Raw genomic sequence first — 21,156 nt, forward strand, 5'->3', positions numbered from 1 at the left:
TGCCAATAAGGAACGACAAGAAAACATTGAAATATAGAGGGTTAGAATAATGCTTTGTTTTTTTTGGCAAACGGCGCCTACTTTTCTGCGCCTGCCTTCGTCTCATGCGCCAGATGCCCGTCCCATTCTTCGGCGGGTATCTTCGGTTCGGGCGGATCGGCCATGTAAGACGGCGTCATGATCTGCACGTTGTTTTCGTTGAACACCGCCACGATATTGCGGTGCAGATCCGAGCGGATTTTGGGGATGATACTGCCCCGCGTCGTATAGCCATTGATCTGATAATTTATCGCGTAGTCGGCCAGTGCAGTCCACAACACGAACGGCTCGGGCTTGGTTTTGATCCCCTTGGTGCGCTTGGCGGCTTCGATCAGCATAGCCTCGACCTTCTCAGGTGGCTCCTCGTATCCGATGCCGACTGTGGTGTGCAGTAAAAGCCCACTACCATCTGTTTTCTTTGAAAAATTCACGACATCCGAATTCATCAATTGCGCATTGGGAATCGATATCAGCTCATTCTTGATGGATTTCAGGTGGGTTTCCATTAGCTTGATCTGCACCACATCGCCAATGTGGTCCCCGATCTGAATACGGTCCCCGATCGAGGTTGAGCGGCGGTAGATAACGAATAATCCAGCCAGCATGTTGGACACGACCGAATTCGCCCCCAGCGATAGCATAGCGCCAACCAATATGGTCAGGCCCTGAAACGCGGCCGAGTCCGACCCCGGAATGTAAGGAACGGCGAAAACCAGCGCGATGAGGATGACGACGACGCGGGCGATATTGAAGGTCGGGTTGACCCAGTGCTTCTCGAAATCGCCCATATCGAACGACCCTGCCTCAACGGCATCAAAGAACACGCGCATGCCCTTGATGATGTACATCGTGACCCAGGTGATCAGGGCCAGCATGATCATGTTGGGGATGTAAGAGAGAATGCCTTTGAAGATCAGCAGAACCGGTTCGGTCAGGTAGGTCAGTAGCAATTGCGCAAAATAGCGGGTTTCGGCAAAGGCGAGCAGAACAAAGGACAGGTAGTAGTAGAAGCCCAGGAAGAAGATAATCAGCAGAACGAAATTCAGACCATACCTGACCAGTGCGGCAATCGCCTCGGCCTGAACGCTTTTGGCCGTGGCGGTTTCCACATCCCGCAAGTGGCGTTTGACAAATTTCAGCGTGCGCCGTCTGATCCTACGATGCAGCCAAAGGATCGCAACGATGAAAACGGCAAACCCAAGTGTCCAGGCTGCGGCTTCGATCGCGCCGGATACGCGGGCCTGTTCCGTGCGATTAGCTCGATAGGCAAGGATGGCTTCTTCGATGGCCTGACCGTGTAGGAAGCTGAGAACATCCAGCTCCATCTGGTCCAGATCAGCATCTGCCACGGTCACAATGGACACGATCACACCATCCGCGCGAATTCGGATGCCAAGCTCGGTCTCTTCGAATGAAATGTCGACCGAGGGGTCTTCTGAGGCCTCGGCAACCTCGATGATCTTGTTCTGGACACTTTCCGCCCGTTCCGGCGCGGGCAGGGCGCTAGAGCCGCGCAGGAAGAACAGCATATCGCCGTCCACGATGACGGGGGCTTTGAAACTGTCTGTTTCCTCGGCCTCTGGTTCAACGATATCGGCGGGCGTTTCCTGTGCCCCAAGCGGTGCTGCAAGACACAAAATCAAGGTCAGCAATGACAGCAAAAGCGTCAACGATTGGAATGGTTTGTAACGAGCTGTCATTGTCCCTCCTCAGGTTTGACTATAGCTGAGTTCAGGCCTCTGGCTAGGACATATCTGCAACGCTTTGACGCGAGTTCATGCGTTGGGATCAGGTTCAGGTGGGTCACAGCACCGCCTTTGCTTGCAAAGGCGCATCTCAGGGCATAGGTTCCCGCCAAATTTGCGGAACCGTGCCGCAATCCAAAGCAAAAGGAATATCCCATGGAAGGTGGCGCATTCGCCCAGTTTCTCCCGCTGATCCTGATCTTCGCGATCATGTATTTCCTGCTGATCCGTCCGCAGCAGAAGAAGATGAAGCAACATCAGGCCATGGTCGAGGCCGTGCGCCGGGGTGATCAAGTTGTCACCCAGGGCGGTCTGATCGGCAAGGTGTCGAAAGTCAAGGAAGGCGAGAACGAAGTCGAGGTTGAACTGGCCGAAAACGTCAAGGTTCGTGTGGTCAAGTCGACTATTGCGCAGGTTCTGAACAAGACTGAACCGGCGAAGTAACTTCGCGCGACAATTCCTTGAAAAGGCAGGGTAATGCTGCAAATTAATACCTGGAAGCGGGTTCTGATCTGGTCGGTCTGTGTGATCGGTCTGCTGATGGCCCTGCCGAATGCGTTTTACACGCGCGTCGAGCAATCCAACGATGCCAAAGCCGCGATTGAGCTTGGCATCGACACCCCCGAGATGCAGGCCCAGGCCGCACAATGGCCCAGCTGGTTGCCGTCGTCGCTGGTCAATCTGGGTCTTGATCTGCGGGGTGGTGCGCATCTGCTGGCCGAAGTGAAGGTCGAAGATGTTTACGAATCCCGGATGGAGGCGATGTGGCCGGAAATCCGTGACGCGCTACGCGATGAACGCGCGACTGTTGGTACGATCCGCCGGCAGGATTCGGCACCGGATGAGATTCGCGTTCGCATCAGCCAGCCCGAGGGCATGTCCCGCGCGCTGGAGGTTGTGCGTGGTCTGGCCCGTCAAGTGCAAACGCTGACCGGTGTTGGTGCCACTGATATCGAAGCTCGCGCAGACGGTGACACCATCGTCGTGCAGTTGTCTGAGGCCGAAAAGCTGGCCTCGGACGATCGCACCGTGCGGCAGGCTCTGGAAATCATCCGCCGCCGGATTGACGAGGTCGGTACGCGAGAGCCCACAATTCAGCGCCAGGGTGCAGACCGTATCCTGATTCAGGTGCCGGGCATTGGCAGTGCAGGTGAACTGAAAGAGATCATCGGCACCACCGCTCAACTGACTTTCAACTCGGTCGTCAGTCGCGGCACCGACCCGGACGCTGTTCCGGGGATAGGGCAAGAGGTCGTCCCGTCCATTGACGAAGATGGCGTTTATTACATCATTGAATCCGCCCCGGTTGTGACGGGTGAGGAACTGGTCGACGCGCAGCCCTCGTTCGACCAGAACGGTCGCCCGGCAGTCAGTTTCCGGTTCAACACATCCGGCGCACGCAAGTTTGGCGACTACACGCTGGATAACATCGGCGCGCCCTTTGCGATTGTATTGGATGACGAGGTGATCTCGGCCCCGGTGATCCAAAGCCATATTCCGGGCGGGTCGGGTATCATCACCGGTAACTTCACCGTTGAAGAAAGCACCAATCTGGCGGTCCTGTTGCGAGCGGGTGCGTTGCCTGCGGGGCTGGAGTTCCTTGAAGAACGCACCATCGGTCCCGAGCTGGGGCAAGACAGCATCGATGCCGGTAAAGTGGCAACCATCGTGGCCTTTGTCGCGGTGCTGACCTTCATGGCGCTTAGCTATGGTTTGTTTGGCGTGTTTGCCAACATTGCGCTGATCATCAACGTCGGGCTGCTGTTCGGCCTGCTGTCGCTGATCGGGGCCACGCTGACCCTGCCGGGTATTGCGGGGATTGTCCTGACGGTCGGTATGGCGGTGGACGCCAACGTGCTGATTTTTGAGCGTATCCGCGAAGAACTGAAATCCGCCAGAGGCCCGGCGCGTGCCATTGAGCTGGGTTATGAAAAAGCCCTGTCGGCTATTCTGGACGCAAACGTTACCACTTTCATCACCGCCGTGATTCTGTTTGCCATGGGCAGCGGGCCGGTGCGCGGGTTCGCGATTACGCTGGGCCTGGGTATTCTGACCTCGGTCTTTACCGCGATCTTCGTGACGCGTTTGATGATCGTGATGTGGTTCGAACGCCGTCGTCCGAAAATGATCGAGGTTTGACATGAGACTGAAACTCGTACCCCAGAACACCTCGTTCGATTTCTTCAGCCGCTGGAAGGTCTGGCTGGGTATCTCGGCCCTGATGATGGTTGTGGCGTTTACGTCTTTCATGCTGCAAGGGCTGAACTTCGGTATCGATTTCCGTGGCGGGACCACGATCCGGACCCAATCCGCACAGGAAATCGACGTCGGCGCCTATCGCGACGCGATCTCTCCGCTGGCGCTGGGCGACGTGAGCATCACCGAGATTTTCGACCCTACCTTTGGGCCGGATGAAAACGTCGCCATGATCCGCATTCAGGCGCAAGCAGATGCCGAGGCCGTCTCGGCCGTGACGGTTACCGCCGTGGAACAGGCGCTGAAAGTGGCAGCGCCGGATATAGAATTTGTGTCCGTCGAATCCGTCGGCCCAAAGGTCTCCGGTGAGTTGATCCAGACTGCCGTGATCGCGGTGGTTTTGGCGATTGGCGCCGTGCTGGTCTACATCTGGCTGCGCTTCGAATGGCAATTCGCTTTGGGAGCAGTTGCCGCGTTGGTCCATGACGTGATTCTGACCATCGGTATTTTCTCGGAACTACAGATTCGGTTCGATCTGGCCATTATCGCGGCGCTTCTGACCATCGTGGGTTATTCGCTGAACGACACTGTGGTCGTGTTCGACCGCGTGCGTGAGAACCTGCGGAAGTACAAGAAGAAAGATCTCAAAGAGGTTCTGAACATCTCGATCAACGAAACGCTCAGCCGGACGGTGATGACCTCAGTGACCACGCTGCTGGCGCTGATTTCGCTTTACGTGTTGGGTGGGGATGTGATCCGAGGTTTCGTCTTTGCGATGATCTGGGGTGTGATCGTGGGAACCTATTCTTCGGTCTTTGTGGCTTCGACCATCTTGCTGTGGCTGGGGGTCAAACGCGACTGGTCCAAGCCGTCCAATACGGCGGGCAATCAGTTTGCCAACATCGACGCCTGATATATTCGGCCAGTCCCCAATGGGGCTGGCCGTTATCATTTTTGCGGCTTTCCTCGGCGGCGTTGTTCGCGGGTTTTCCGGATTCGGCACCGCACTGATTTTCCTTCCTCTTTCCACACCCTTCCTTGGTCCATTCGGAGCCATCATCGGCCTGACCATAATGGATATCTTCGGCCCATTGCCGAACCTGCGTCGCGCTTGGCATGTTGTGCATCGCAAGGATCTGTTGCGGCTGTTGGTGGGCTGTGCGCTGTTGCTTCCTGTAGGGTTATGGGTGCTGACCAAGGTTGAACCCGAGGTTTTCCGCTATGCCGTCAGTCTGCTGGCGCTGTTTATGCTGGCCGTGCTGATCCTAGGCTTGCGGTATCACGGCCATGTTGGTCGGGGGATGGTTGCGGGAATTGGTGCAGCGGCCGGGTTTCTGGGCGGCGTGGCGGGCTTGCCCGGCCCGGCGGTAATCCTGTTTTACATGTCGCGCCCCATACCGGTCGAAGTGATCCGCGCCACGATTTTATTGTTCCTGTTCGGGTTCGATTTCCTCCTCCTTGGGTTCCTGACCGGGATGGAGCGGATCACTTGGGCGGCGGCGGCATTGGGCCTTGCGTTGGCCGTGCCGAATTTGCTGGGCAACTGGCTAGGCGGTTGGTTGTTCCGGCCCGCGTATGAAAAGCTGTATCGCGCTGCGGCTTACCTGGCGATTGCGGTTGCGGCCTTGTCGGGCCTACCGGTTTGGGGCTAGAACACGGCCATGCGCCTGAATGAGATTTCCTATACCAACGCAGTCCCGGTTGACGGGTATGGCCCGGGCTTTTTTCGGATCGGTGGGCAGGTTTATGAGGGAGCCGTTCTGACAGGTCCCGCCGGAACCACGACCTGGAACGGGTATGAGGACAACGCGCCGCTGCTGGAACTTTCCGATACCGTGGACGTTTTGTTCATTGGCACCGGGGCTGAACTGAATCAAATTCCTGCTGATCTGCGCACGGCCCTGGAAAATGCCGGGATCGGAGTTGAGATCATGAACTCTCCGGCTGCGTGCCGCACGTATAACGTGCTGTTGTCCGAAGGGCGGCGCGTTGCGCTGGCCTTATTGCCGGTCTGATCTGTCGGCAGGGCCTGCGTCAAATCTCACCTTTTGCGCCTGACGGCAATGAGATAAGCGGGACCCATGACACTGACTGTGACCGATCTGGCCATCGCCCGTGGCGGCGTTCCTGTGCTTGAAGGGCTGAGCTTTGCTCTGCCGCCGGGCAAGGCGTTGATTCTGCGCGGGCCGAACGGGATCGGTAAGACGACCTTGCTGCGCACACTGGCCGGATTGCAGCCGCCGCTGGCGGGGCAGATTGACGGGGCTGAGGATCAGATCGCATATGCCTCGCATTCCGACGGGTTGAAGCCGACATTGACGGTGGTTGAGAATCTGACCTTCTGGGCCTCGGTCTTCGGCACTTATGATATTCAGCCCGCGCTAGACGCCTTTGCGCTGAACGAATTGTCTGATCGCCATGCTGGCAACCTGTCGGCCGGGCAAAAACGGCGGTTGGGTCTGGCGCGCATGCTGGTTACGGGGCGGCCAATCTGGATGCTGGATGAGCCGACCGTGTCGCTGGACCGCAACGCGGTGCAGATGTTCGCTGATGCCGTTCGCGCACATCTGGGGCAGGGCGGTTCGGCCCTGATCGCCACTCATATCGACCTTGGCCTGGACGGAGAAGTTCTGGATGTCGGCCGCAACAAGGCGAAACCCAAACCCATAGAAGATTTCGACGGAGGCTTCCTGTGATCGCCCTGTTGCTGCGTGACCTGAAACTGGCCTTCCGCGCGGGCGGGGGGTTTGGTCTCGGTCTGGCTTTTTTTCTGATCGTGACCGTTTTGGTGCCATTTTCAGTAGGGCCGCAATCCTCGCTGCTGTCGACCATCGCGCCGGGTGTTCTGTGGTTGGGCGCGCTGCTGGCCTGTCTGTTGTCGCTGGACCGCCTGCTTGCACTGGATTGGGAGGACGGCTCGCTTGACCTATTGGCCACCGCGCCGCTGCCGTTGGAAGCGGTAGTAACCATCAAGGCGCTGGCCCATTGGCTAACCACTGGCCTGCCACTGGTTCTGGCCGCTCCGTTTTTGGGCGTGTTGCTGAACCTGCCAGTGCCGGGGTTTTTCTGGCTGGTCGTATCGCTGTTGATCGGCACCCCGGCAATGAGTGTCATCGGCACTTTTGGCGCGGCCCTGACCGTGGGCCTGAAACGTGGCGGATTGCTGCTATCCCTGCTGGTCCTGCCGCTGTACGTGCCGACCCTGATCTTTGGGGCCGAAGTCGCGCGCCGTGGGGCGACGGGGATGGAAACCCAGACCCCGCTGTTGATGCTAGCGGGGATCACCGCCGCGACAATCGCCCTTTTGCCCTTTGCCAGCGCAGCGGTGCTGCGCATTAACCTTCGCTGACGTGGTCAAACTTTGACTGATGTCAATTGAGAACGAACCCGACTCGGACTAGATAAGGCCCATGTCTATCTCAGCCAAAGCCAACGCCCTCTGGGAATACGCCAATCCGCGCAAGTTCCTTGCCACCAGTGAACGAGTGATGCCGTTTTTCTGGGCATCATCGCTTGCATGCATCGTGGTAGGGCTGGTGTGGGGGTTCTTCTTCACACCGGATGACTACAAGCAGGGATCGACGGTCAAGATTATCTATCTGCATGTGCCTGCTGCGCTGATGGCGATCAATTGCTGGCTGATGATGCTGGCGACCTCGCTGGTGTGGCTTGTGCGGCGCCACCATGTCAGCGCGCTGGCGGCGCGTGCAGCGGCCCCTGTGGGTATTGTGATGACACTGATCGCGCTGGCGACCGGGGCGATCTGGGGGCAGCCAATGTGGGGCACCTGGTGGGCCTGGGATCCGCGCCTGACCTCGTTCCTGATCCTGTTCCTGTTCTATTTGGGCTATGTCGCACTTTGGGAAGCTATCGAAGACCCTGATACGGCGGCCGATCTGACCTCGGTCCTGTGTCTGGTCGGGTCTGTCTTTGCGCTGCTCAGCCGCTATGCCGTGAATTTTTGGAATCAGGGGCTGCATCAGGGCGCATCCGTGATGCGGGCCGCCGCCGTGACCGGGGCGGATACCGAAGAGAAGGTCAGCAATATCTATTTCTACCCACTTTTGTTGTGCATCATCGGGTTTGTACTGCTGTTCATTGCTCTTGTTTTGTACCGCACGGGCACGGAAATTCGCGCGCGCCGGGTCAAGGCGCTGTTGGCGCGGGAAAGGGTAAGCGGATGATCCCTGATCTCGGAAAATATGCCGATACGGTTCTCTGGTCCTATGCGGCCTCGATCGGATTGCTGGCGCTGCTGATTGTGTTCAGCATCGTACGTGGCCGCAAGGTCCGGGCCGAGATGGAAAAGGTCGAACAAAGGATGACGCGCAATGGCTAAAATCTCACCCCTGATGATTGCGCCGCCGCTGATTTTTGGCGCTTTCGCCGTTCTAGCGGGCATCGGCATGTTCCGCGATGACCCCAACGCGTTACCGTCGGCCCGCGAGGGCCAACCCGCGCCGCCTGTGGCGCTGACGGAATTCGCGGGCAAGACAGGGTTTGATGATGCCACGCTGCGGGACGGAGAAGTCAAACTGGTCAACTATTGGGCCAGCTGGTGCGCGCCGTGCCGGGTTGAACATCCCAACCTGCAGGCCCTGTCAGATGAGGGCATCCCCGTTTACGGCATCAATTACAAGGATCAACTGGCCAACGCCGAAGCCTTCCTGACCGAACTGGGCGATCCCTATGCCGGGATCGGACGGGACGAGCAGGGGCGTATGGGGTTGGACTGGGGCGTTTATGGCGTGCCCGAGACCTATGTGATCGATGGTGAGGGCACGATCATCCTGCGCTTTGCCGGGCCGATAACTCAGCGCGTGATCGAAAGCACGATCCGTCCGGCGTTGGAAAAAGCGGCAGGCAACTAAAGCCGCGATAGTATAACCAAATGAGAAATGAAAAAAGGCGTCCAATCGGACGCCCTTAATTTTATAGCGTGCAGGTTTAACCAGCTTTCGCCAAGTTCCGCAGCACATATTGAAGCACACCGCCATTTTCGACGTATTCGATCTCGGGCGCGGTATCTATGCGGCACTTGAGGGTGATGGTCTTTGTGGTGCCGTCGCCATAGGTGATAGTGCAGGGCACCTCTTGCAATGGTTCAACCTTATCCAGACCATCAATCGAGACCGTCTCATCCCCCTTTAGCCCTAGAGATTTCCGGGTGTCGCCGCCGGTAAATTCGAAGGGGATCACGCCCATGCCAACTAGGTTAGAACGGTGGATGCGCTCAAAGCTTTCGGCGATCACGGCCTTGATGCCCAGCAACGCGGTACCCTTTGCCGCCCAATCGCGTGAGGACCCGGCGCCGTATTGCTGCCCCCCAAACACCACAAGCGGAACGCCCTGTTCCTGATAGGCCATCGACGCGTCGTAGATCGAGGTCTGCTGACCGTCCGGACCTTTGGTATAACCGCCCTCGACGCCATCCAGCATCTCGTTTTTGATGCGGATATTGGCGAACGTGCCGCGCATCATGACCTCGTGATTGCCTCGGCGCGAACCATACGAGTTGAACTCGCGCGGCTGTACCTGACGCTCTGTCAGGTACTTACCCGCAGGCGAGGTTGCCGCAAAAGACCCCGCAGGTGAGATGTGGTCGGTGGTGACCATGTCGCCCAGAATGGCCAGAACCTTGGCGCCGTCGATGTTCGAGATGGTGCCCGGTTCGGGGCTCATACCCTGAAAATATGGCGGGTTCTGTATGTAGGTCGAGGTCGGCGGCCAGTCATAGGTTTCCTGTTGCGGAACTTCGACCGCCTGCCATTTGTCGTCGCCTTTGAACACGTCGGCATATTTCGACTGAAATGCCTCGCGGGTGACGGTTTCCTGCACCAGATCGGCGATTTCCTTCTGGTCGGGCCAGATATCTTTCATGAACACATCATTGCCGTCCTTGTCCTGACCGATCGGTTCCGAGGTCAGGTCGATATCCATGGTGCCCGCCAGCGCATAGACCACCACCAGCGGAGGGGAAGCCAGATAGTTGGCGCGCACATCCGGCGAAATCCGACCCTCGAAGTTGCGGTTGCCCGACAGAACCGAGGTGGCGACCAGATCGCCCTCGGCAATCGCTTCGCTGATTTCCTTTTGGATCGGACCCGAGTTACCGATGCAGGTGGTGCAGCCATAGCCCACAAGGTTGAACCCGATGGCGTCCAGATGCTGTTGCAGCCCTGCAGACTCAAGATATTCGGTCACAACCTGCGATCCGGGGGCCAGCGAGGTCTTGACCCAAGGCTGACGGTTCAGGCCCAGTTCATGCGCCTTTTTCGCCACCAGACCGGCCCCGATCATCACATAGGGGTTCGATGTGTTGGTGCATGAGGTGATCGAGGCGATTACCACCTTGCCCGATTCCATAGTGTAGTCTTCGCCTTTGACCGTGACTTCTTTGGCAATCGGGCGTTTGAAGGTCTCAGCCATTTCCTTGGTGAAAGCGGCTTTGGCGCCAGTCAGCGCGACATAGTCCTGTGGACGTTTCGGACCCGATATGGCTGGAACGATAGTGCCCATGTTGAGCGACAGGGTGTCCGTGTAGATAGGGGCGTAGTTTTCATCCCGCCACAGGCCGTTCTCTTTGGCGTAAGCCTCAACCAGCGCCAGGCGATCCTCGTCGCGTCCGGTATTGCGCATATAGCGCAGGGTTTCGCCATCAATCGGGAAGAAACCGCAGGTCGCGCCGTATTCCGGTGCCATGTTGGCAATGGTCGCGCGGTCAGCCAATGGCAGGCGATCCAGACCGCTGCCGTAGAATTCGACGAATTTGCCAACCACGCCTTTTTCGCGCAGCATCTCGACTACTTTCAGAACCAGATCGGTGCCGGTAGTGCCCTCGACCATCGCACCGGTCAGCTCAAAGCCAACAACCTCGGGGATCAGCATCGAAATCGGCTGGCCCAGCATCGCGGCCTCGGCCTCGATCCCGCCAACGCCCCAGCCCAGAACGGCCATGCCGTTGACCATGGTGGTGTGGCTGTCGGTGCCGACCAGAGTATCGGGATAGGCAACTTCCTCTCCGTTCTGGTCTTTGTCGCTCCAGACGGTTTGGGCCAGATATTCAAGGTTTACCTGATGGCAGATGCCGGTGCCGGGTGGCACAACGCGGAAATTGTCAAACGCCGACTGCCCCCATTTCAGAAACTGATAGCGTTCCATGTTTCGTTCATATTCGCGATCCACGTTCATCTGGAACGCGCGCGGATTGCCAAACGCATCAATCATGACTGAGTGGTCGATGACCAGATCCACCGGGTTCAACGGATTGATCTTTTGCGCGTCACCACCCAGCGCCTTGATCCCGTCACGCATTGCGGCCAAATCGACGACGGCCGGGACGCCCGTGAAGTCCTGCATCAATACGCGGGCAGGGCGATAGGCAATCTCGCGCGGGTTTTTACCACCATTTGCGCCCCATTCGGCAAAGGCTTTGATGTCATCAACCGAGACAGAAAACCCGTCATCCTCAAACCGCAGGATGTTTTCCAACACCACTTTCAGTGCCGCAGGGAGTCTGGAAAAATCACCTAGACCGGCCTCTTGCGCGGCGCGAATCGAGTAATAGGCAATGGACTTGCCGTTCACGCTCAGGCTGCGGCGTGTCTTGGCGCTATCCTTTCCAACGGAAATGGGCATTGTTGGCCTCCCTTTCAAAATATTGGGTTTGGGGATTTGCTGATTGTTTTCTGGAGCATCATTGCCGGGCATTCAAGGCTTAGATACCTTGACTTCTAAGTTGTATGCTAAGGTATACAATTCAAGGGCGATTGTTTTAAATCTCAAGAAACCTTGATTGGCGGTTGAGCGTCGATCCGTTTAAACCGGATAAGCACCCCAAAAGCCCGAGATTTCATATGTTCAGAATTACTCCTGTCACTGTGTTTGTTTCCCTGTTTCTGGCCACCTCAGCCGTGGCCGAGAATGACCCGGTTGTGGTCGAACTGTTCACATCACAAGGGTGTTCGTCCTGCCCGCCAGCCGATGAGTTGATGCATGATCTGGCACAACGTGACGATGTGATCGGACTGGCCCTGCATGTGGATTATTGGGACTATATTGGTTGGAAGGACGAATATGCCGATCCCAATCACACCTTGCGTCAGCGCGCCTATGCGCGTCAGGGCGGGCGGTCGATGATCTACACGCCGCAGATGGTTATCAACGGTCAGCAGGATGTGGTCGGTGCAAAGTCGCAGGAGTTGGAGTATCTGATCGATGCCCATCTCAAAGCTGCGCCCGAGGCCGAAGTGGTGGCGACCCGTTCGGGCAACGATGTCACGGTCGATGTGACGCCGGTCGAACTGCCAGAGGGTGAGCTTTTTGACGTGCGCGTGGTGCAGTATGCGCCGATGCGCCATGCCTCGATCCGCAGAGGAGAGCTGGCAGGGCATGAGCTGGACTATGCAAATGTTGTAGATACCTGGCAGGTCGCCGGGCAGTGGGACGGGGTGGCGCCGCAGAAGTTTTCGGCGGTGTTGACCTCGGACCTGCCAGCGGTCGTACTTGTGCAGAAGGTTGGGCATGGCCCAATCGTTGCCGCCACCAAGGTCAAGTGATCAGGGCATATCCTCGGGCTGAACGCCAAGTCCGTTCCAGGCTTTCCAGCGTCGGTGAATCCAGAACCATTGTCCCATGTGCTGCCGTACCACGGCCTCAAGATCATCATTGGTGAACTGAGTCATGGTCTTGGCGTCAGTATGCGGAACCGGGTCATGCAGGACGATTTCGAAATCAATGCCATTAGGCTGGCGGATCGCATAGCACGGGATCAGTTCGGCTTTGTATTTCATCGCCAATTCGGCGTTCAAGACGGATGTCACGGCCGGTTTGCCAAAAAACGTCAGCTCTTCCCCGCCGTGGGCGTGCAGGTCTGAGACGATGGCAATGATACCGCCGCTCTTAAGGGAGCGCACCATTTCAACCATGCCGCGGCGGCCCTGTTCGAACATGGGCGCGCCGGTTTTGTAGAACGCGTCGACATACATGTCGTTGAAATAGGGATTCGCCATACGACGATAGAGGCATCCAATGGGCTGTCCACTGCGGGTTTGCAGGGCGATCCGCGCTGCCAGGTAGTGACCGAAATGCGCGGTTATCATCATGACGGGTCGCCCTTCGGCCACGGCGGCGTCAAAGGCAGCAATGCCGGGGCCGGACACCTTGGCGCTGGCCTGCCGTTCCGTGAAGCCTTCTGGCGAAAAGTGCTCCATGATGGCGCGACCTGCATTGTCGGGTACAGCGCGACAGATGCGATTTACCTCGGCGTCCGACAGGTCGGGGCGGGTGAGCTTCAGGTTGCTGCGCACGCGCTTGGTGAACCCGACCAAAGGGGCAAGCCCGCGTACGATGGCCCCCATCGTTGCGATACGCCGTTCATACGGCAACAGCCGCATTGCCCCGATTACACCTTTCAGAAACAGGCCGGTGACATAATATTTTCGAAGCGCCCCGCGGCTTAGTTCCGACTTTTCGACGGGCATAATCTGGTCTCACCGGCTGTTGCGTTTTGCCGGGTCAGACATACAAGGCACATTCCGCGACCACAAGCATTCCTATGGCTTAAGTCGTGGTGCTTGCCTATTCCTCATTGTCTTCTTCGATAAGGGCGATCGTTCCTTCGTCAACCAGGGCACGAATAGCGCCAACAATCTGTGTCATGGCCTCTTCAGCCTCGGACTGCTTGACTTTGCCGCGTTCGCCGATTTCTTCGCGCAGGTTGTCGGCCATTCGCGATGACATGTTGGACAAAAGGAATTCGGTTGTATTTTGGTCATCCTCCGCAGTGGCCCCGGCCAACGCGGTGACCAGATCTGCCTGATCCACACTGCGGAGAACCGCCGGGACGTCGCGTGACAGAATACGGGCTGGGATATGCGTAAAGGTAAAGATCGAACGGCGCACGACACTGGCGAAATCCGAATCCTCTTCGTCTAGCGCGGTCAGCAACCCGTCTCGGGTTGAGGCCGCCGACTGGTTCAGAATTGCGCCCACGCGCTCCCCGGGACCATCCGCAAACGCCTGCGACGGCCTTTGGTCCAGCTGAGCCGCCAGCGACCAGCCGATGCGTTCTACCGCCTCGGGTGTGACATTGGCGGTTTTCGAAACCGCATAGGTGATCTGACGGGCAACAGGACCGGGCAGATTCCCCAAAAGCTGCGCGGCCTTTGCGGTTTCCAGTTTCGATAGCATCACGGCGGCGATCTCGGTGCTTTCTGCTTGTGCCATGGCAGCCAGGTCTTCGGTTGGTACCTCGCGCAGCCGTTGCCAGGGATCACCAATCTGGCGCACTCCGGCCACCTTACGCAGCCGCGCGGCTGTAGCTGGGGCAATCTTACCATCCACCGCGTCCAAAGCACCGGCCAGACCGTGCGGGAAAGACAGGCCGACGCTGTCCAGCGCCTGTGCAAACTCCTGCGCCACTGCGTCCAATGTCACACGATCCACCAGCCCCATCTCACCCAGCTGATGGGTCAGTTTTTCCTGCAAATCGTCGGGTAGATCCTCTAGCGGGATATCCGCGCCTTCATTCAGCAGCAGCCGCACGACCACGGCGGCCTTCTGTCGGTTGCTGAGCGCGCGAGGAATGACGCGAGGCGCTTCACTGTCCGCCTGATCTGTCACCGGAGCCGCCCCCGGTGCCACCTGTATCAAAGTGTTTGTATCCTGCATCTGCCTGCGGTGCCATAGTTGCGTTCCACAGGCAAATTACGGAGAGTCGGGTAAAGAAAGGCTGAAGCTTAGTAGTTATAGGTCAGCCCGGTGCGGATTGCCTCGCGCAGCGACGCCTCGGCCCAGGTGCCTTCACCACCGCGCGCCTTGATCTCGCGCCATTGTGCAATTGCCAAATCGGTTTTCCCTTCGGCCACAAAGCCCTGACCCATATAGCTGCGTGCTAGGATATTGTCGGGGTTGGTTTCGATGGCGTTGGAATAAAAGACGTTAGCCAGTTCAAGCTCACCCATTTTGCGATAGGTAAAACCCCAGTAGGTCAGCACACGATCATCGTCTTGATCCATAATGCGTAGAATATTCTGAGCGTTTTCTAACTGGCCGTCATATGCCAATTCCCGCACGGCTTCATACAGCTCATCTTGGGTGAAGTTGGTCTTGTCCGGCTTGACACAGCGCCCGGCATCCTTGTCGTAAACGCGGCCAAACAGGCATTTCTTGGTTGTGTTCGTTGGCTTGGGTGCGGCGCCGCTTCCACCGCCCGCAGCGTATGCCGCCGGTGCAAACACAAAGGCCTGAAGGGCAATAGCTGAAACTAATACAAGACGCATTTTCCTACTCCGTTCTCTCGGCTGCTCTGATCAAGCATAGTGCGATCTGATAAAAAGCTAACAATCGCGGCCTCGCTTTTATTCACAAGTAGGAAATAAAATTCTCAGCTGTTTACGATTTTCGCGCAGGTTTGGGTTTCGGAATCCCAATATGTCCCTTCTGCGCAGGACTGGGTTTGCTTGGAATGGCCAGTACAGGCCATAGCGACCGAAGCTGAAAACGTAAGGGCCAAGGCGCAGAGAATGGTGCGTATCATGCTATTTCTCCCGTTCGGAAATATACGCGCACCATAGCTGATTTTGACCCGTCTGGCAAAAGAGCAGGGCCCGGATCGCGTTGTGCGAACCGGGCCCTTTGAACTGACTGAACGGTCAGGATTTATTCGCCAAACACGCGGGCGAAGATCGTGTCGACGTGTTTGGTGTGGTAACCGAGGTCGAACTTCTCTTCGATTTCATCAGGGCTCAGCGCTGCGGTGACATCAGCGTCGGCAAGCAGTTCTTCTTTGAAGTCGGTGCGATGCTCCCACACTTTCAACGCGTTGCGCTGAACCATGGCATAAGCATCTTCGCGGCTGACCCCTGCTTGCGTCAGCGCCAGCAGAACCCGCTGGCTCATCACCAGACCGGGGAATTTGTTCATGTTCTCTAGCATGTTCTCGGGGAAGATCAGCATCTTGTCGACCACGCCGGTTAGGCGGGCCAACGCAAAATCCAGTGTGATTGTCGCATCCGGGCCGATCATGCGTTCGACCGAGGAATGCGAGATATCGCGTTCATGCCAGAGCGCCACGTTTTCCATCGCCGGGATCACCGCTGCGCGCACCATGCGCGCCAGACCGGTCAGGTTCTCGGTCAGGACCGGGTTTTTCTTGTGCGGCATGGCCGAGGAGCCTTTCTGGCCCATCGAGAAGAACTCGGCACCCTCCAACACCTCGGTCCGCTGCATGTGACGGATTTCGATGGCGATGTTTTCGATGCTGCTGGCGATGACGCCAAGGGTCGCAAAGAAGGCCGCGTGGCGGTCACGCGGGATGACCTGCGTGCTGATCGGTTCAGGCACCAGACCTAGCTGATCGCAGACATGCTCTTCAACGCGGGGGTCGATATTGGCGAAAGTGCCGACCGCACCACTGATCGCGCCGGTGGCGATTTCTGCACGGGCGTCGCGCATGCGTGACAGGTTGCGGTCCATCTCGGCATAGAATCGGGCAAAGGTCAGACCCATTGTGGTGGGTTCCGCATGGATGCCGTGGCTGCGACCGATGCGGACGGTGTTCTTGTGTTCGATCGCGCGGCGTTTCAGGGCGGCCAGCAGGCTTTCGAGGTCAGCAATCAGCAGGTCCGCGGCGCGGGTGAGCTGTACGTTCAGGCAGGTGTCAAGTACATCCGAAGAGGTCATGCCTTGATGGACAAAGCGTGCCTCTTCACTGCCGACATGCTCGGCCAGATGGGTCAAAAAGGCGATAACGTCGTGCTTGGTGACGGCCTCGATCTCATCAATACGGGCCACGTCGAATTCCACGTCCTTGGCCTTCCACACCGCCTCGGCGTTTTCGCGCGGGATGACGCCCAGATCGGCCATGGCGTCGCAGGCGTGAGCCTCGATCTCGAACCAGATGCGGAACTTGGTCTCGGGCGACCAGATGGCAACCATATCGGGGCGGGAATAACGTGGAATCATTGGCGGTGAGACCTTTTTGTGTTTGGGATAGAGCGTTGGCGCGGGGTTTAAACCCAGCCGCACAAGGGAACAAGGCACGAGTGCAAGTATGAGACGGTTTGCCCTGATTTTGGCCGTTTGGCCCGGTTTTTTGGCCGCGGAAGAGTTCCGGACACTGACCGGAGACGAGATTCTGGATGCCCTGACCGGCCAGAAGCTCGATTACGGGGACGGCGTCTGGCAGACATTCGATGAACCGATGCTGACGCAGTATTACTCGGGTCGCCCAAGCGCGGGCCGTTGGGCGGTGCGCGAGGATCGGTATTGCTCGGTCTGGCCGCCCTCTGATTTGTGGGCCTGTTATGACGTTCAGAAAAAGGGTGACGTGATCCGGTTCGTCGATGACAGCGGAGGCACCACCGACGGGACCTATGCCGAATGACCCAGCCGCGCAGCCTATCCGAGTTCGAAGGGAGCTGGAGTCTGAGCCGAACCATAAACGACGCGCGGGCAGGGCAGTTCGTGCAAGCCGAAGGTCACGCGGTTCTGCGCCCGGCTGAAAATGGGTTAATCTATGATGAAGAGGTCACGCTGCGCATTCCGGGTCAGGCCGAGATGACAGGCACCCGGCGCTACCTGTGGCGGGATGCAGGCGAAGGGATTGCGGTTCATTTCGAAGACGGACGGTTTTTTCATACATTGAAGCTGGAGCATTCGCAGTCTAGGGATCATCATGATTGTCCGCCAGACAGCTATGATGCGGTCTATGATTTCTCAGCCTGGCCGATTTGGTCGGTCCACTGGACGGTGAACGGACCGCGAAAAGCCTATGAAATGAAAACCGAATACCGCCCTCGATAGCGCAATCATCTTGAAGTCTCGATGTGAAATGGGCCATCCTGTGCCCCAATTTCCATCCGAACGTGGAGAAACGAAAATGACTACAAATGTTCTGGCCGAAGCAATCGGTCCGCGCGAGGGCACAGCGCTGCGCGTGAAACAGGTGGCCTTGGTCGCGGTGGGTATCGTTACGCTGGCGATTGCCGCAAAGATTAAGGTTCCGATGTGGCCGGTACCGATCACCATGGGTACCTTTGCCGTTCTGACCATCGGTACCGCCTATGGTGCGCGTCTGGGTCTGATCACCATGCTGGGTTATCTGTTGATCGGCGCGCTGGGTTTTGACGTCTTCGCCGGGTCCTCGGCCGAGAAATTTGGGCTGACTTACATGATGGGCGGCACTGGCGGCTATCTGGTCGGCTACCTGATGGCTACCGTACTGCTGGGCGCGTTGGCCGCGCGCGGTTGGGATCGCTCGGTCGGGAAACTGGCGCTGGCGCTGGTGCTGGCCAATGTACTGATCTATGTGCCCGGCCTGCTTTGGCTGGGTCAGCTCTATGGTTGGGATAAGCCGATCCTGGAATGGGGTCTGACGCCCTTCCTGATGGGGGATGTGATCAAACTGGCGCTGGCCGCTCTGCTGATCCCCGGCCTGTGGAAACTAGTTGGTGACGCCCGCAACTGATTTCCGAATAACCTTGTGAATGACACCGCGCCCAAAGCAATCCGGGCGCGGTTTTTTGTGGCCTATTCCAAGAGATGCTGGACAAAACCGGCCACCGCAGTCCAAGCTGCATTCAACGAAAACATCAGGTTATTTAGAAATGAGAATTTTTACTGGCTCGACTCTGGCCGCCTGTGCCGCCCTGTGGTTAGGGGCTGTGACACCGGCGTCTGCAGATACTCCTGTCACATATACCGAAGCAGGGCGCGCCCTGTTTGGCTTTTCCGTGCCCGATTATTGGGTCGTGCGAACGGGCGGTCCGCGTGAGATTGAGGATACGGAACTGGGTGATCTTCGCGCTGTCGCACGTGTCATGGCCATACGGCCTTTGACCGATGACAACGTCTGGATGGGGTTCGTTTCACCTGCTGGCGTAAAGTCAATTAAGGATGGACTGCAATATCTTGAAGATATTGATAAGTTTCTTGTTGAAGATCCCGAAGTTACCAACACGTCCGACACACGAATTGGCGGTTTACCGGCGCGGGTGATCCGGGGGACCGGTACCCGCGACGGGCGTGGCATCAACTTTACGGCCTCGGTCATTGACCTGCCAAACAGTCGCGTGGCCGTTGTTGTCGCGATCCTGCGCAATGGCGCTGATCCGGCTTATGTTGACGACCTGAATGCCGTATTCGCGTCGTTTCGGGCCTCGCAGTAAGGAGATGTGCTGATGATCACAAAACGTATCAAACGTACAATCCTTGCGCTGGGGCTTGGGGCTGCAAGTTTTACGCTTTCTGCATGTGATGGTGTTTCAGTTGGTGTCGGCTATGGATACGGTTACGACCCGTTTTATGACTCGATGCTGTGGAATGACTACTATCGACGTGATGTTGACGTAGATATTGACGTCGACCGGCCTCCGCGGCCGAAACCGCCTGCTGGCAAACCTCCGGCAAGACCAAAGCCGCCGGTTGCAAAACCACCTGCGCGACCGCGTCCGCCAGTGGCGCGACCACCCGCAGCCAGACCGCCGATCCATCGCCCGGCGCCACGACCGCGCAGATAGTTTCAGAGGGTCAGGTCAGAAGTTCCGTAGTGATATGGGCTGACCCTTCCAACGTTCTGTGTACAGGGCATTTATCTGCAATCTCCAGCAGCCGGGTACGCTGTTCCTGATCCAGCGGTCCTTCCAGGCGGATTTTGCGGCGGAACACGTCGATCTTGCCGTCTCCTGCAAAACCGGCATCCTGACCATGTACTTTATTGTGGCAGACATCGACCGAGATACCCGTCAGTGGCCACCGCTTGCGCCGCGCATACATGCGGATCGTCATCGACGTACACGCCCCCAGGCCCGAGGAAACAAAGCCATATGGCGACATGCCCCGATCCGTACCGCCATAGGATTCAGGCTCGTCCGCAACCGCGTGATGCCGGGGGCCGGATTGGATGTCCTGCAAATACCCGGAGGGATCAACTTCTGTCACGCGCACCACGCCCTCGGGCGCGCCCGGCGGTGGTGCCGGTGGGCAGAGTGTGACGTATCGCTTGACCCATGCGGCGATCACATCCGCCGCGTATTCCGCATCCGAGGCCCGCGTGATCAGGTGATCGGCATCGTCCAACGTAACAAAGCTTTTGGGATGTTTGGCAGCAAGAAAGATGGTGCTGGCATTGTCGATGCTGACGGTTTCATCCCGGGGGGCGTGCAGGACCAGCAGGGCAGCTTTCAGGTCGCCAATGGCAGGAGTCAGAGCCGTTTCTGAAATGTCGTCGACAAATGCCTTGCCGATGCGGAACGGGCGACCGCCCAGCATGACCTCGGCTGATCCTTCCTGTTCGATCTGGGGCAGTGCAGTCTCAAAATGGTGCGAGACATGTCCGGGATCGGCTGGCGCGCCCAGCGTGACCACTGCCTTGACGCTTGGGATACCAGCGCGCGCGCGTAGAACGGCAGCCCCACCCAATGAGTGACCGATCAGCAAGGCGGGAGCCATGTTTCGCCCGGCCAGATACTGCGCGGCGGCAATCAGATCTTCTACATTCGAGGTAAAGGTGGTGTTCGCGAACTCTCCGCCCGAATGACCCAGTCCGGTGAAGTCAAAGCGCAACACGGCAATGCCCATCGCCGCTAGGCGTGCAGCAATACGGCGGGCGGCGGGAATATCCTTGGAACAGGTAAAACAATGCGCAAACAACGCGGTCGCAAGTACCGGTCCATCCGGCAAATCAAGGCGCGCAGCCAGCTGGTTGCCGTCGTGACCGGCAAAAGTGATGCGTTCGGTGGGCATGACAATTCCTTACCTATCGGGATGGCCCCAATAGTGTGTGCTTCGGTCTAGGCACTCAACCCCATTGTAAGAAGCGTCACGGGAAGGTGAGGGGAATACAGATATTTGGGTCGGATTCTTGGGAGAATTCGAGGTTCAATATTTGTGATGCTTGATCAATCAAATATTCGTTTTAATTATTTCTCTCTGATGTCCATCTTGCAGGTGTCACACACAGTCAGCCAAGGAGGCTCAAATGGCACATACTGCATCCGCCCCGCGTGGCGTTGTTATTCGTCCCGATCTTTTAATCATCATTGCCCTGACCGGAATTCTGGGGTTCTCAGTGGGGCAAAATTGGCCACAGGCGGCACCGTCTACAACCGAAGCCGCCATCCCACACGAGGACTGGCATGGTAACGTCCGCCGCTCAACCTGGCCGGAATAATCC

At 57.7% G+C, this 21,156-nt stretch carries 23 protein-coding genes; 16 read left to right on the top strand and 7 right to left on the bottom strand.

What is annotated here, in order from left to right; genetic code table 11:
- Positions 1–77 precede the first annotated feature (77 nt).
- Positions 78–1,739 carry a mechanosensitive ion channel family protein gene (locus ACR0AL_RS00815; RefSeq protein ID WP_480661624.1) on the bottom strand — a complete coding sequence of 554 codons (1,662 nt, stop codon included), beginning with the start codon at positions 1,737–1,739 and terminating at the stop codon, positions 78–80.
- A 201-nt stretch (positions 1,740–1,940) separates the two neighbouring features.
- Here ACR0AL_RS00815 and yajC point away from each other — a divergent pair, with 201 nt between their 5' ends.
- The 10 genes from yajC to ACR0AL_RS00865 all read left to right on the top strand — a co-directional run bounded on the left by yajC (position 1,941) and on the right by ACR0AL_RS00865 (position 8,851).
- The gene (gene yajC / locus ACR0AL_RS00820) at positions 1,941–2,228 is read left to right on the top strand and encodes a preprotein translocase subunit YajC (protein WP_058280646.1); all 288 of its coding nucleotides are present in this window, start codon (positions 1,941–1,943) and stop codon (positions 2,226–2,228) included.
- Positions 2,229–2,261: 33 nt separating this feature from the next.
- Positions 2,262–3,923, top strand: a complete 1,662-nt coding sequence (secD, locus tag ACR0AL_RS00825; RefSeq protein ID WP_480661626.1) for a protein translocase subunit SecD — start codon at positions 2,262–2,264, stop codon at positions 3,921–3,923.
- A gap of 1 nt (position 3,924) precedes the next feature.
- Positions 3,925–4,893, top strand: a complete 969-nt coding sequence (gene secF / locus ACR0AL_RS00830) for a protein translocase subunit SecF (protein ID WP_480661628.1) — start codon at positions 3,925–3,927, stop codon at positions 4,891–4,893.
- The gene (locus tag ACR0AL_RS00835) at positions 4,874–5,632 is read left to right on the top strand and encodes a sulfite exporter TauE/SafE family protein (RefSeq protein WP_254438707.1); all 759 of its coding nucleotides are present in this window, start codon (positions 4,874–4,876) and stop codon (positions 5,630–5,632) included. The genes secF and ACR0AL_RS00835 overlap by 20 nt, the downstream gene beginning before the upstream one ends.
- Before the next feature lie 9 nt (positions 5,633–5,641).
- Entirely contained in the window at positions 5,642–5,995 is a 354-nt protein-coding gene (locus tag ACR0AL_RS00840; RefSeq protein ID WP_480661631.1) for an Mth938-like domain-containing protein, read from the top strand.
- A 66-nt stretch (positions 5,996–6,061) separates the two neighbouring features.
- Positions 6,062–6,676 carry a heme ABC exporter ATP-binding protein CcmA gene (gene ccmA / locus ACR0AL_RS00845; RefSeq protein ID WP_480661633.1) on the top strand — a complete coding sequence of 205 codons (615 nt, stop codon included), beginning with the start codon at positions 6,062–6,064 and terminating at the stop codon, positions 6,674–6,676.
- Positions 6,673–7,329 carry a heme exporter protein CcmB gene (gene ccmB / locus ACR0AL_RS00850; RefSeq protein ID WP_170349106.1) on the top strand — a complete coding sequence of 219 codons (657 nt, stop codon included), beginning with the start codon at positions 6,673–6,675 and terminating at the stop codon, positions 7,327–7,329. Before ccmA ends, ccmB begins: the two co-directional genes overlap by 4 nt.
- Before the next feature lie 61 nt (positions 7,330–7,390).
- Complete coding sequence (locus ACR0AL_RS00855; protein ID WP_480661635.1) at positions 7,391–8,164, top strand: heme ABC transporter permease; 774 nt, start codon at positions 7,391–7,393, stop codon at positions 8,162–8,164.
- The gene (gene ccmD / locus ACR0AL_RS00860; RefSeq protein WP_170349104.1) at positions 8,161–8,319 is read left to right on the top strand and encodes a heme exporter protein CcmD; all 159 of its coding nucleotides are present in this window, start codon (positions 8,161–8,163) and stop codon (positions 8,317–8,319) included. Before ACR0AL_RS00855 ends, ccmD begins: the two co-directional genes overlap by 4 nt.
- A complete protein-coding gene (locus ACR0AL_RS00865; RefSeq protein ID WP_480661637.1) occupies positions 8,312–8,851 on the top strand; it encodes a DsbE family thiol:disulfide interchange protein in 540 nt (179 codons plus the stop codon). The genes ccmD and ACR0AL_RS00865 overlap by 8 nt, the downstream gene beginning before the upstream one ends.
- Before the next feature lie 76 nt (positions 8,852–8,927).
- On the opposite strand, the gene acnA is transcribed toward ACR0AL_RS00865, so the two are convergent.
- On the bottom strand, positions 8,928–11,618 hold the full coding sequence (gene acnA, locus ACR0AL_RS00870; RefSeq protein ID WP_480661639.1) for an aconitate hydratase AcnA: 2,691 nt from the start codon (positions 11,616–11,618) through the stop codon (positions 8,928–8,930).
- Between the two features lie 218 nt (positions 11,619–11,836).
- Between acnA and ACR0AL_RS00875 the strand changes: the two genes are divergently transcribed.
- Complete coding sequence (locus ACR0AL_RS00875; protein WP_425080427.1) at positions 11,837–12,538, top strand: DUF1223 domain-containing protein; 702 nt, start codon at positions 11,837–11,839, stop codon at positions 12,536–12,538.
- Here ACR0AL_RS00875 and ACR0AL_RS00880 read toward each other — a convergent pair whose 3' ends face one another.
- The 4 genes from ACR0AL_RS00880 to purB all read right to left on the bottom strand — a co-directional run bounded on the left by ACR0AL_RS00880 (position 12,539) and on the right by purB (position 16,946).
- Entirely contained in the window at positions 12,539–13,462 is a 924-nt protein-coding gene (locus tag ACR0AL_RS00880) for a lysophospholipid acyltransferase family protein (protein WP_480661641.1), read from the bottom strand. It abuts the gene before it with no gap.
- 97 nt (positions 13,463–13,559) lie between these two features.
- On the bottom strand, positions 13,560–14,651 hold the full coding sequence (locus ACR0AL_RS00885) for a flagellar motor switch protein FliG (RefSeq protein WP_170349099.1): 1,092 nt from the start codon (positions 14,649–14,651) through the stop codon (positions 13,560–13,562).
- Positions 14,652–14,719: 68 nt separating this feature from the next.
- Positions 14,720–15,262 carry a tetratricopeptide repeat protein gene (locus tag ACR0AL_RS00890; RefSeq protein ID WP_170410300.1) on the bottom strand — a complete coding sequence of 181 codons (543 nt, stop codon included), beginning with the start codon at positions 15,260–15,262 and terminating at the stop codon, positions 14,720–14,722.
- Between the two features lie 379 nt (positions 15,263–15,641).
- A complete protein-coding gene (gene purB / locus ACR0AL_RS00895; RefSeq protein WP_170359046.1) occupies positions 15,642–16,946 on the bottom strand; it encodes an adenylosuccinate lyase in 1,305 nt (434 codons plus the stop codon).
- An 88-nt stretch (positions 16,947–17,034) separates the two neighbouring features.
- Between purB and ACR0AL_RS00900 the strand changes: the two genes are divergently transcribed.
- From ACR0AL_RS00900 to ACR0AL_RS00915, 4 genes are all read left to right on the top strand, one after another.
- The gene (locus tag ACR0AL_RS00900) at positions 17,035–17,367 is read left to right on the top strand and encodes a hypothetical protein (protein WP_170375843.1); all 333 of its coding nucleotides are present in this window, start codon (positions 17,035–17,037) and stop codon (positions 17,365–17,367) included.
- Positions 17,364–17,786 (top strand): DUF6314 family protein, encoded by a 423-nt coding sequence (locus ACR0AL_RS00905; protein ID WP_425080433.1) that lies wholly within the window; start codon positions 17,364–17,366, stop codon positions 17,784–17,786. Before ACR0AL_RS00900 ends, ACR0AL_RS00905 begins: the two co-directional genes overlap by 4 nt.
- Before the next feature lie 76 nt (positions 17,787–17,862).
- A complete protein-coding gene (locus tag ACR0AL_RS00910; protein WP_170359042.1) occupies positions 17,863–18,450 on the top strand; it encodes a biotin transporter BioY in 588 nt (195 codons plus the stop codon).
- A 139-nt stretch (positions 18,451–18,589) separates the two neighbouring features.
- Positions 18,590–19,150, top strand: a complete 561-nt coding sequence (locus ACR0AL_RS00915) for a hypothetical protein (RefSeq protein ID WP_425080434.1) — start codon at positions 18,590–18,592, stop codon at positions 19,148–19,150.
- A gap of 361 nt (positions 19,151–19,511) precedes the next feature.
- On the opposite strand, the gene ACR0AL_RS00920 is transcribed toward ACR0AL_RS00915, so the two are convergent.
- Positions 19,512–20,726 (bottom strand): bifunctional alpha/beta hydrolase/OsmC family protein, encoded by a 1,215-nt coding sequence (locus ACR0AL_RS00920; protein ID WP_425080435.1) that lies wholly within the window; start codon positions 20,724–20,726, stop codon positions 19,512–19,514.
- Between the two features lie 235 nt (positions 20,727–20,961).
- On the opposite strand from ACR0AL_RS00920, the gene ACR0AL_RS00925 reads away from it, so the two are divergent.
- Positions 20,962–21,153, top strand: coding sequence for a hypothetical protein (locus tag ACR0AL_RS00925; RefSeq protein ID WP_480661644.1), 192 nt, complete (start codon positions 20,962–20,964; stop codon positions 21,151–21,153).
- Positions 21,154–21,156 lie beyond the last annotated feature (3 nt).

The organism is Ruegeria sp. BB1 (assembly GCF_056539465.1).

What these genes read in the sequence shown, in the direction of transcription:
- ACR0AL_RS00815 (WP_480661624.1), bottom strand. Translation starts at nt 1,739, where the DNA reads ATGACAGCTCGTTACAAACCATTCCAATCGTTGACGCTTTTGCTGTCA.
- yajC (WP_058280646.1), top strand. Translation starts at nt 1,941, where the DNA reads ATGGAAGGTGGCGCATTCGCCCAGTTTCTCCCGCTGATCCTGATCTTC.
- secD (WP_480661626.1), top strand. Translation starts at nt 2,262, where the DNA reads ATGCTGCAAATTAATACCTGGAAGCGGGTTCTGATCTGGTCGGTCTGT.
- secF (WP_480661628.1), top strand. Translation starts at nt 3,925, where the DNA reads ATGAGACTGAAACTCGTACCCCAGAACACCTCGTTCGATTTCTTCAGC.
- ACR0AL_RS00840 (WP_480661631.1), top strand. Translation starts at nt 5,642, where the DNA reads ATGCGCCTGAATGAGATTTCCTATACCAACGCAGTCCCGGTTGACGGG.
- ccmA (WP_480661633.1), top strand. Translation starts at nt 6,062, where the DNA reads ATGACACTGACTGTGACCGATCTGGCCATCGCCCGTGGCGGCGTTCCT.
- ACR0AL_RS00855 (WP_480661635.1), top strand. Translation starts at nt 7,391, where the DNA reads ATGTCTATCTCAGCCAAAGCCAACGCCCTCTGGGAATACGCCAATCCG.
- ccmD (WP_170349104.1), top strand. Translation starts at nt 8,161, where the DNA reads ATGATCCCTGATCTCGGAAAATATGCCGATACGGTTCTCTGGTCCTAT.
- ACR0AL_RS00865 (WP_480661637.1), top strand. Translation starts at nt 8,312, where the DNA reads ATGGCTAAAATCTCACCCCTGATGATTGCGCCGCCGCTGATTTTTGGC.
- acnA (WP_480661639.1), bottom strand. Translation starts at nt 11,618, where the DNA reads ATGCCCATTTCCGTTGGAAAGGATAGCGCCAAGACACGCCGCAGCCTG.
- ACR0AL_RS00875 (WP_425080427.1), top strand. Translation starts at nt 11,837, where the DNA reads ATGTTCAGAATTACTCCTGTCACTGTGTTTGTTTCCCTGTTTCTGGCC.
- ACR0AL_RS00880 (WP_480661641.1), bottom strand. Translation starts at nt 13,462, where the DNA reads ATGCCCGTCGAAAAGTCGGAACTAAGCCGCGGGGCGCTTCGAAAATAT.
- ACR0AL_RS00885 (WP_170349099.1), bottom strand. Translation starts at nt 14,651, where the DNA reads ATGCAGGATACAAACACTTTGATACAGGTGGCACCGGGGGCGGCTCCG.
- ACR0AL_RS00890 (WP_170410300.1), bottom strand. Translation starts at nt 15,262, where the DNA reads ATGCGTCTTGTATTAGTTTCAGCTATTGCCCTTCAGGCCTTTGTGTTT.
- purB (WP_170359046.1), bottom strand. Translation starts at nt 16,946, where the DNA reads ATGATTCCACGTTATTCCCGCCCCGATATGGTTGCCATCTGGTCGCCC.
- ACR0AL_RS00900 (WP_170375843.1), top strand. Translation starts at nt 17,035, where the DNA reads ATGAGACGGTTTGCCCTGATTTTGGCCGTTTGGCCCGGTTTTTTGGCC.
- ACR0AL_RS00905 (WP_425080433.1), top strand. Translation starts at nt 17,364, where the DNA reads ATGACCCAGCCGCGCAGCCTATCCGAGTTCGAAGGGAGCTGGAGTCTG.
- ACR0AL_RS00910 (WP_170359042.1), top strand. Translation starts at nt 17,863, where the DNA reads ATGACTACAAATGTTCTGGCCGAAGCAATCGGTCCGCGCGAGGGCACA.
- ACR0AL_RS00915 (WP_425080434.1), top strand. Translation starts at nt 18,590, where the DNA reads ATGAGAATTTTTACTGGCTCGACTCTGGCCGCCTGTGCCGCCCTGTGG.
- ACR0AL_RS00920 (WP_425080435.1), bottom strand. Translation starts at nt 20,726, where the DNA reads ATGCCCACCGAACGCATCACTTTTGCCGGTCACGACGGCAACCAGCTG.
- ACR0AL_RS00925 (WP_480661644.1), top strand. Translation starts at nt 20,962, where the DNA reads ATGGCACATACTGCATCCGCCCCGCGTGGCGTTGTTATTCGTCCCGAT.